Source organism: Marinobacter santoriniensis NKSG1 (assembly GCF_000347775.1).
Taxonomy (GTDB): Bacteria; Pseudomonadota; Gammaproteobacteria; order Pseudomonadales; family Oleiphilaceae; genus Marinobacter; species Marinobacter santoriniensis.
On sequence record NZ_APAT01000009.1, the window covers coordinates 44244 to 50782 of the forward strand.

Here is a 6539-nt window from a genome sequence, read left to right on the forward strand (position 1 = left end):
GATCATTCCGCCCATTGGAATTGTCGGTAATCGAATCCCTGCTCCAGGGTGGGTTTGATCACGTCGAAATAGGGTGATGCATCAAAGTCCCGAGGGGCAAACAGGGAGTGATGCCGAATCCGGAAGTACTCCCGCCGTTGGGCATCCGAATCCGCGTCATCGTCAGAGTCAGCCAGGCGCTCCGGAAGTATCGGATACCGGATCGACTGGAAGCCTTGGGCAATAAATGTGGAACAGATGGCCCGGGTAGGGTCGCTGCTGCCAAGGGCCAGCATGGAACGACGGTAACGTGTGGGTACCGGGGGTGTGGGGCAAAGATAGCGTGCCAGGTCCCAGACGTTTTTCAGGTCGTACTGGTGCCCGAGCCGGCTTTTTGAGTAGTTGATCAGCTTGCGGATATCCAGCTCATTGAGCCCGACGGGCCGGCAGATCCGGGTGTGGAAGTTGCGGTAAAAAGACAGTGGCAGTGAACGAATACCTTCCTCAAGATCCGCCTCGACCAGAACATGTTCTTCGCCGTCTTCAGCAACACCCAGACTCTCCGGTCCCAGATACAGGGCCGCATGGTACCAGGTGGACTGGGTCAGATACTTGATGGCGGTACTTATTCTCGTATTTCCCTCCACCAGAAGCACGTCCCCGGGTTTGATCGACGCCTGTATAGCTGCCCAGGTGGAGGTTCGGACTGAGTGGCATTTGATCTGTTTGGAAAGGTAGGCGGCCAGTCGCCTCGACAGCCAGTTCAGCAGCATGGTTGACCCCGGTTGCGCTTCTGTTTTTGTTAATAACAGTGACAGGCAACCGGGGAGAATGTTACAGCCTGCCGTCAATGGATCAGGCGGTCGCGGGAACCGGTTGGCGGGAAAGTGTCAGGGTATCGTAGTCCCGCAAAAGGAACAGGGCAGCGCAGGCCGCAAGCATTGGCCAGGCCGCAAAGAAAAGGAGGTTATCAAAAGGCTGGAGGTATTTGCCGAATGCCGACAGGGTAGAAGCGCCGTGGAATACAAGAATGGCGCCATAGGTCCAGGTTTTCATTACCCCTGCCACAAACGCCAGGATAAGAGCTAGTTGGGCTGCTCCCATGATGTAAAAGGCGGTCTCACTGAGACCTCCGAGGCCATAGAACGCACCGAAAACTTTGGCAGCATGATCCGGCTGTACCAGCTTGTCCAGGGTCCAGAACAGGAAAACGGTAAAGACACCGAGACGGAGCAGCAACAGGGCGAGGGGTAACTGTTTGGGCATTCTTTTCTCCTTCTGTGGTTTTTGAATGATCGCTCCACGGACAGTATGCCTCGGAGGAAGTTCCGGAAATATCAGTGGTGCTGTGTAACAAAGGGCAGAGGGAGGTGTCTTGACGTTGTAACTCGTTTGAAACAGCAAGTCAGGAGTCTGCTATGTCCAGAGAAGTTGTTCTCGCCCGTCCTCATCCTTTCATTCGTAAACCGATGACCGAGCTGCTTACCAACCTCGGCTTTACGCCCGTCACCGGCAGCAGCTCCGCGAAGCCTGCGGGTGTGATTGTTTCCAGCAGTGTGACCTCGGAGTCAGGCAGTTTCGCGGATGTTCTCCAAATGGTTAAGCAAACCTGGGCAGGCGTGCCGCTGGTGGTGGCTACATTGTTAAAGCCGGACATGGCCATCAAGTCTCTGGGTAAAGAACTCGAGGCGGTCTTTCCCGGTAAGAAAATCGGCTTTCCATCGGAAAGCCAGAAAGCTGATATTCTTATTGTCCGCCCTGATGACCTCAAAGTTCCGCAAATCGAACGCGTTATTCAGGGATTTTTCAGATAACGATATGCTGTTCCTGAGGTTTTGATGTCATTTCTCCAGATTCTGCGTACCCCGGCCCGCCGGTGCAGGGAGGCCTGCGAGCTTGCGGTAGGCCACGGCACGCCACGACGTGCCGCAAAGTTGGCGGCCGTTGTTGGTACGCTTTTGGTGTTCATCAATCAGTGGGAAGCGGTCACCGGGGCGGTTCCCCTGGACTCGCTGAAAGTTGTGCTGACCTACTGTGTGCCTTATCTGGTATCAACCTACACCAGTGTGAGTAAGGACCTGACTCTGCTCCGGGAGGCCGAAGACGCTGAGCAGACGGTTCACGAAGAGGCCCGGAAAATCCAGATGCAATCGGATTCGGTGTAACAAACCGGCTGGTGCAGTGTCTCCCTCGAAACAGCAGGCAGGGTCCTGTCTCCTGCCTGGGAGGTGAGCATGAAAATGCCAATCGCAAGGGCGTTTGCGGTAACCGCCGCAGTGGCCGTTTTATTGAGCTGGAACAGTGCGTTGTTGGCCGGTGAGGTCATTGAAAAGAGTATGGGGTCACCAGATTCCCGTGTCGTTCTCTTCTCTCAGCCATTCTGCCCGGGTTGTGAAGCGGCACAGTATTATTTCCACGATAACCAGATCTCCTACCTGGAATTCGATATAACGGCCTCCCGGGCTGCGCGGGACACTTTTGAACGACTCGGCGGCAGGGGGACACCGTTTTTCCTGATTGGTGGCGAGCGATTGCACGGGTTTTCCGTACCGAGAATCGAGCAGCGACTCAGGGAGCTGGGCATCTCCGGGAGGAGCCATGAATAGATTCAACAACCCTTTGATTCTGGCAATGGCTTTACTGCTGTTTGCCCAGCCGGCCTTAAGTCAAACAAAGAATGGGTTTGAGCTTGGTAACGCCCTGGTGCCGGTGGAAGAGATTCTTCGTGGAGGGCCGCCCCGGGACGGGATCCCATCTATAAATAACCCCGTTTTCCAGGACCCGGCGGACGCAGAACTCTGGCGTTCCGATGACCTGATGCTTACCTATGATCAAGGAGAGGTCAGTTTTGCCTACCCCATTGGTATCCTGAATTGGCATGAGATAGTGAATCATGATCTTGGAGGCACGCCGCTGCTGATCACCTTCTGCCCGTTGTGCGGCACCGGAATGGCCTTTGACCCGAGGGTAGACGGGCGTTCTCTCACCTTTGGCGTTTCGGGGCTGCTGTATAACAGTGATCTACTGATGTACGACCATCAGACCGAATCCCTCTGGTCGCAGATTGAGGGGCGGGCGGTTTCGGGGCCGTTGGCCGGAACGGAGCTGGAACCTGTCGCCATTCGCCATGAACTCTGGCACCGCTGGCGGGAGCGCGTTGAAGGAAGCGGAAAAGTGCTTTCCGCCGATACCGGCCACCGCCGCAATTATCGAATGTCGCCCTATGGCGATTACGACCACTCCGAGCGACTCTATTTCCCGGTCACCCACACCAGTCGGAAATATCATCCAAAAACCTGGGTGTTGGGCTGGTCACACAATGGCGAGAGCAAGGCTTGGCCGTTTCCGGAACTGGCTGACCACGGTGCCGTACTTGAAGACCGTATTGGTGGGAAGGCTGTGCAGCTGCATTATGACCCGGAAGTACCATCGGCGGAATTGCGCGACGAATCAGGCAACCTTCTTCCGGCGACCCGGGCGTTCTGGTTTGCCTGGTATACCTTTCATCCGAATACCAGCGTATTTGAGGCGGAATAGAAACCTCTGCAACGTTACTCTGAATCACTACATTTGTTTTTTCGGACGCTCAGCGCCTCGGCCACCCGCTCGTCAATCCGGCGCAGGAATTCCTCGTCGGCCTTCCCGGAGGAGTGTGCACTCAGCAGATTACTGCTTGCTCGCAGGTTGCCGATAAACGTTCGGCAATCCTTGCACATCATCAGGTGCATTTTTACGGACAGGTTCTGCCGGCCGTTGAGTTCACCATCGATGTAGTCACTGGCAATTTCGGCCAGGTCCCTGCACATTAACATTCGCCCGTCTCCTGGAAGGTCTCCACCATGAGAAAGATCTTTTGCCTCGCACGGTGTAAAAGTACACGAAGGTTAGAGGCACTGACATCCAGAATGTTACAGACGTCATCGGATTTATGCTGGTGAGCTTCGTAAAGCATCAGGGCAGAACGCTGGGTTTCCGGCAGCGTAGAGAGGTGTTTGTCCAGGCAATCGCTGAGAGCACCGTTCTCCATCAGAGTGTCGGCGGAATCATGAAATTGCAGCTTGGGTGGAAGATCCCAGCGTCCTGTAGAGTTGAAGCGGTTGGCCAGTTCCGGCTCCAGAGTCTCGGAGAAATCCGTTGCGACTTCACGTTTGGCTGTTCGAAGCCGGTTCTTGCAGCGATTTGCGACAATGCGATGCAACCATGTTTTCAGACCGGAGCGGCCCTCAAATTTCTGAACAGCATCAATAACCGTCACCCAGCAATCCTGGACTATTTCTTCCGCGCTTGAGTGGTCAAGGTAAAAACGGGCAACTGCAAGCATGCCGGGTGAGTACTCGCGTACTGCCCTCCGATAGGCGGTTGAATCACCCCGTTTGAGGTCTTCGATCAATGACGCTTCAGATTCCGGTTGCACCGCGGTGTTCATGGGGTTTCCGTCCCTTGTCAGTCTCGGTTGGCGGGTTGTCTATGTATAGTGTTTCGGAAGCGATAAAAGTTCCGGTATTCTGTAGCAATTGTTCAAGAATTTTAGTCCAGGAGCGGTGTAACATCCAGCCGGTGATCGTGTCTTGGCTAAAACAGCGTATAGATTTTTACATTGCTTACAGGCATGGATATGAATCGCAGCAAGCTTTTACTCATTCTGATCATCGCCGCCATCGTGGGGATTTTCCTCGGTTTCGACGGGCATAAACTTCTCACCCTGGAAAACCTGCAGTCCCATCAAGAGTCCCTCGGACAATGGATTGACCAGAATCTGGTCCTGGCGGTGGGCGGCTATGCGGCGATCTATATTGTCGTGACAGCGCTTTCACTGCCAGGCGCTACCATTATGACCCTGGCCGGTGGTGCCTTTTTCGGCAACCTTTATGGTCTGGCGGCGGTCTCCATGGCCTCAACCGTCGGCGCATCCCTGGCATTCCTCGTGGCCCGGTTTCTGATGCGGGACACCCTGCGCAGGCGCTACGCGGAAACCGTGGCGAAGATGGACCGCGGCATTGAAAAAGACGGCGCTTTCTATCTGGCAACCCTGCGCCTGTTGCCGGTGTTCCCCTTCTTCCTGATCAACCTGGCAATGGGCCTGACGGCCATGAAGCTGCGCACCTACGCTCTGGTGAGCTGGGTTGCCATGCTGCCTGGCACCTTTGTTTATGTGAACGCCGGTACCCAGCTGGGCCAGATTCAGTCCACCGGCGACATCGTCTCCGCCGATTTGCTGCTGTCCTTTGCCCTGCTGGGTCTGTTCCCGTTGATTGCCAAGTTTGTGGTGGGCTTTTTTCGCCGCCGCAAAGTGTATGCGGGCTGGCAGAAGCCCGAGCACTTTGATTACAACCTGCTGGTTATCGGCGGTGGCTCTGCCGGTCTGGTCTCCGCCTACATCGCCGCAGCCGTGAAAGCCAAGGTGGCTCTGATTGAAAAGCACAAGATGGGTGGCGACTGCCTGAATACCGGCTGCGTGCCCTCCAAGGCCCTGATCCGCAGCGCCAAGGCGGCGGATACCCTGCGCCATGCCAACCGTTACGGGCTGGAATCGGTGCCCGTTAAAGGCTCGTTCAAGACCATCATGAACCGGGTCAAGGATGTTATCGCGAAAGTGGAGCCCCACGATTCCCCGGAACGTTACCGCAAGCTGGGTGTTGACTGCATTGCCGGCGAAGCCAGCTTCGTTTCGCCCTGGGAACTTGAGGTCCGGCACAATGATGGCCGCACCGAACGCCTGACCGCCCGCAGTATCGTTGTTGCCACTGGCGGTAAACCGGCAGTACCCCCGATTCCTGGCCTGAAAGACATGCAGCCGCTGACTTCGGACAACCTGTGGGAATTGCAGGACCAGCCGGAACGTCTGCTGGTGCTGGGCGGTGGTCCGATCGGTTCGGAGCTGGCCCACGCATTCGCGCGGCTGGGTAGCAAAGTGACCCAGGTTGAAATGGGAGAGCGCCTGCTGGCCAAGGAAGATGAGGATGTCTCCGAACTGGTACTTAAGCAGTTCCAGGCGGACGGTGTGGATGTCCGACTGAAACATTCCGCCGCCGAGTTCCGTATAGAGGAAGGAGAGAAGGTTGCCTACTGCGAGCACGAGGGTGAGCGGGTACGTATTGCTTTCGACCAGGTGCTCGTCGCTGTTGGTCGCGCCGCCAACACCGCCGGCCTGAACCTGGACCGGATTGGTGTCGACACCCTCCCGAACGGAACCGTGCCGGTGGAAGAGGATATGAGCCTGCGTTATCCGAACGTTTTTGCCTGCGGCGATGTGGCTGGCCCCTACCAGTTTACCCACGCGGCGGCGCACCAGGCCTGGTACGCAGCGGTGAACGGTCTGTTTGGTCAGTTCAAGCGTTTCAAGGTGGACTACCGAGTGATGCCCTGGGTGACCTTTACCTCGCCGGAAGTGGCGCGGGTGGGGCTCAGTGAAGCCGAAGCCAAGGCGCAGGGCGTGGCCTATGAGGTCACCCGCTATGGTCTGGATGACCTGGACCGGGCGATTGCCGAGAGCGAGGATCATGGTTTCATCAAGGTGCTGACTCCGCCGGGCAAGGACAAGATTCTGGGGGCGGTTGTGG

The 6539-nt window shown here is 56.3% G+C and carries 9 protein-coding genes; 5 read left to right on the plus strand and 4 right to left on the minus strand.

Features of this window, described 5'->3' with window-relative positions:
• Window positions 1-2 precede the first annotated feature (2 nt).
• Together MSNKSG1_RS03400 and MSNKSG1_RS03405 are read right to left on the minus strand one after the other, a co-directional pair.
• Window positions 3-752 carry a YiiX/YebB-like N1pC/P60 family cysteine hydrolase gene (locus MSNKSG1_RS03400; RefSeq protein WP_008937840.1) on the minus strand — a complete coding sequence of 250 codons (750 nt, stop codon included), beginning with the start codon at window positions 750-752 and terminating at the stop codon, window positions 3-5.
• Window positions 753-834: 82 nt separating this feature from the next.
• Window positions 835-1245: a hypothetical protein gene (locus tag MSNKSG1_RS03405; RefSeq protein ID WP_008937841.1), complete on the minus strand. Its 411-nt coding sequence runs from the start codon at window positions 1243-1245 to the stop codon at window positions 835-837.
• 152 nt (window positions 1246-1397) lie between these two features.
• Here MSNKSG1_RS03405 and MSNKSG1_RS03410 point away from each other — a divergent pair, with 152 nt between their 5' ends.
• The 4 genes from MSNKSG1_RS03410 (at window position 1398) to MSNKSG1_RS03425 (ending at window position 3516) form a co-directional block, all read left to right on the plus strand.
• Window positions 1398-1793, plus strand: a complete 396-nt coding sequence (locus MSNKSG1_RS03410; RefSeq protein ID WP_008937842.1) for a hypothetical protein — start codon at window positions 1398-1400, stop codon at window positions 1791-1793.
• Window positions 1794-1817: 24 nt separating this feature from the next.
• The gene (gene nrtS / locus MSNKSG1_RS03415) at window positions 1818-2144 is read left to right on the plus strand and encodes a nitrate/nitrite transporter NrtS (RefSeq protein WP_008937843.1); all 327 of its coding nucleotides are present in this window, start codon (window positions 1818-1820) and stop codon (window positions 2142-2144) included.
• A gap of 69 nt (window positions 2145-2213) precedes the next feature.
• Window positions 2214-2585, plus strand: coding sequence for a glutaredoxin family protein (locus MSNKSG1_RS18665; protein ID WP_008937844.1), 372 nt, complete (start codon window positions 2214-2216; stop codon window positions 2583-2585).
• The gene (locus MSNKSG1_RS03425; RefSeq protein ID WP_008937845.1) at window positions 2578-3516 is read left to right on the plus strand and encodes a DUF3179 domain-containing protein; all 939 of its coding nucleotides are present in this window, start codon (window positions 2578-2580) and stop codon (window positions 3514-3516) included. The genes MSNKSG1_RS18665 and MSNKSG1_RS03425 overlap by 8 nt, the downstream gene beginning before the upstream one ends.
• A gap of 14 nt (window positions 3517-3530) precedes the next feature.
• Here the strand turns inward: MSNKSG1_RS03425 and MSNKSG1_RS03430 are convergent, their stop codons facing one another.
• Both MSNKSG1_RS03430 and MSNKSG1_RS03435 read right to left on the minus strand, forming a co-directional pair.
• Window positions 3531-3791 (minus strand): zf-HC2 domain-containing protein, encoded by a 261-nt coding sequence (locus MSNKSG1_RS03430; RefSeq protein ID WP_040886607.1) that lies wholly within the window; start codon window positions 3789-3791, stop codon window positions 3531-3533.
• Window positions 3785-4405: an RNA polymerase sigma factor gene (locus MSNKSG1_RS03435; protein WP_008937847.1), complete on the minus strand. Its 621-nt coding sequence runs from the start codon at window positions 4403-4405 to the stop codon at window positions 3785-3787. Before MSNKSG1_RS03435 ends, MSNKSG1_RS03430 begins: the two co-directional genes overlap by 7 nt.
• Before the next feature lie 189 nt (window positions 4406-4594).
• On the opposite strand from MSNKSG1_RS03435, the gene MSNKSG1_RS03440 reads away from it, so the two are divergent.
• Window positions 4595-6539, plus strand: a 1945-nt coding sequence (locus MSNKSG1_RS03440; protein WP_008937848.1) for an FAD-dependent oxidoreductase, incomplete at its 3' end; no start/stop codon positions are given.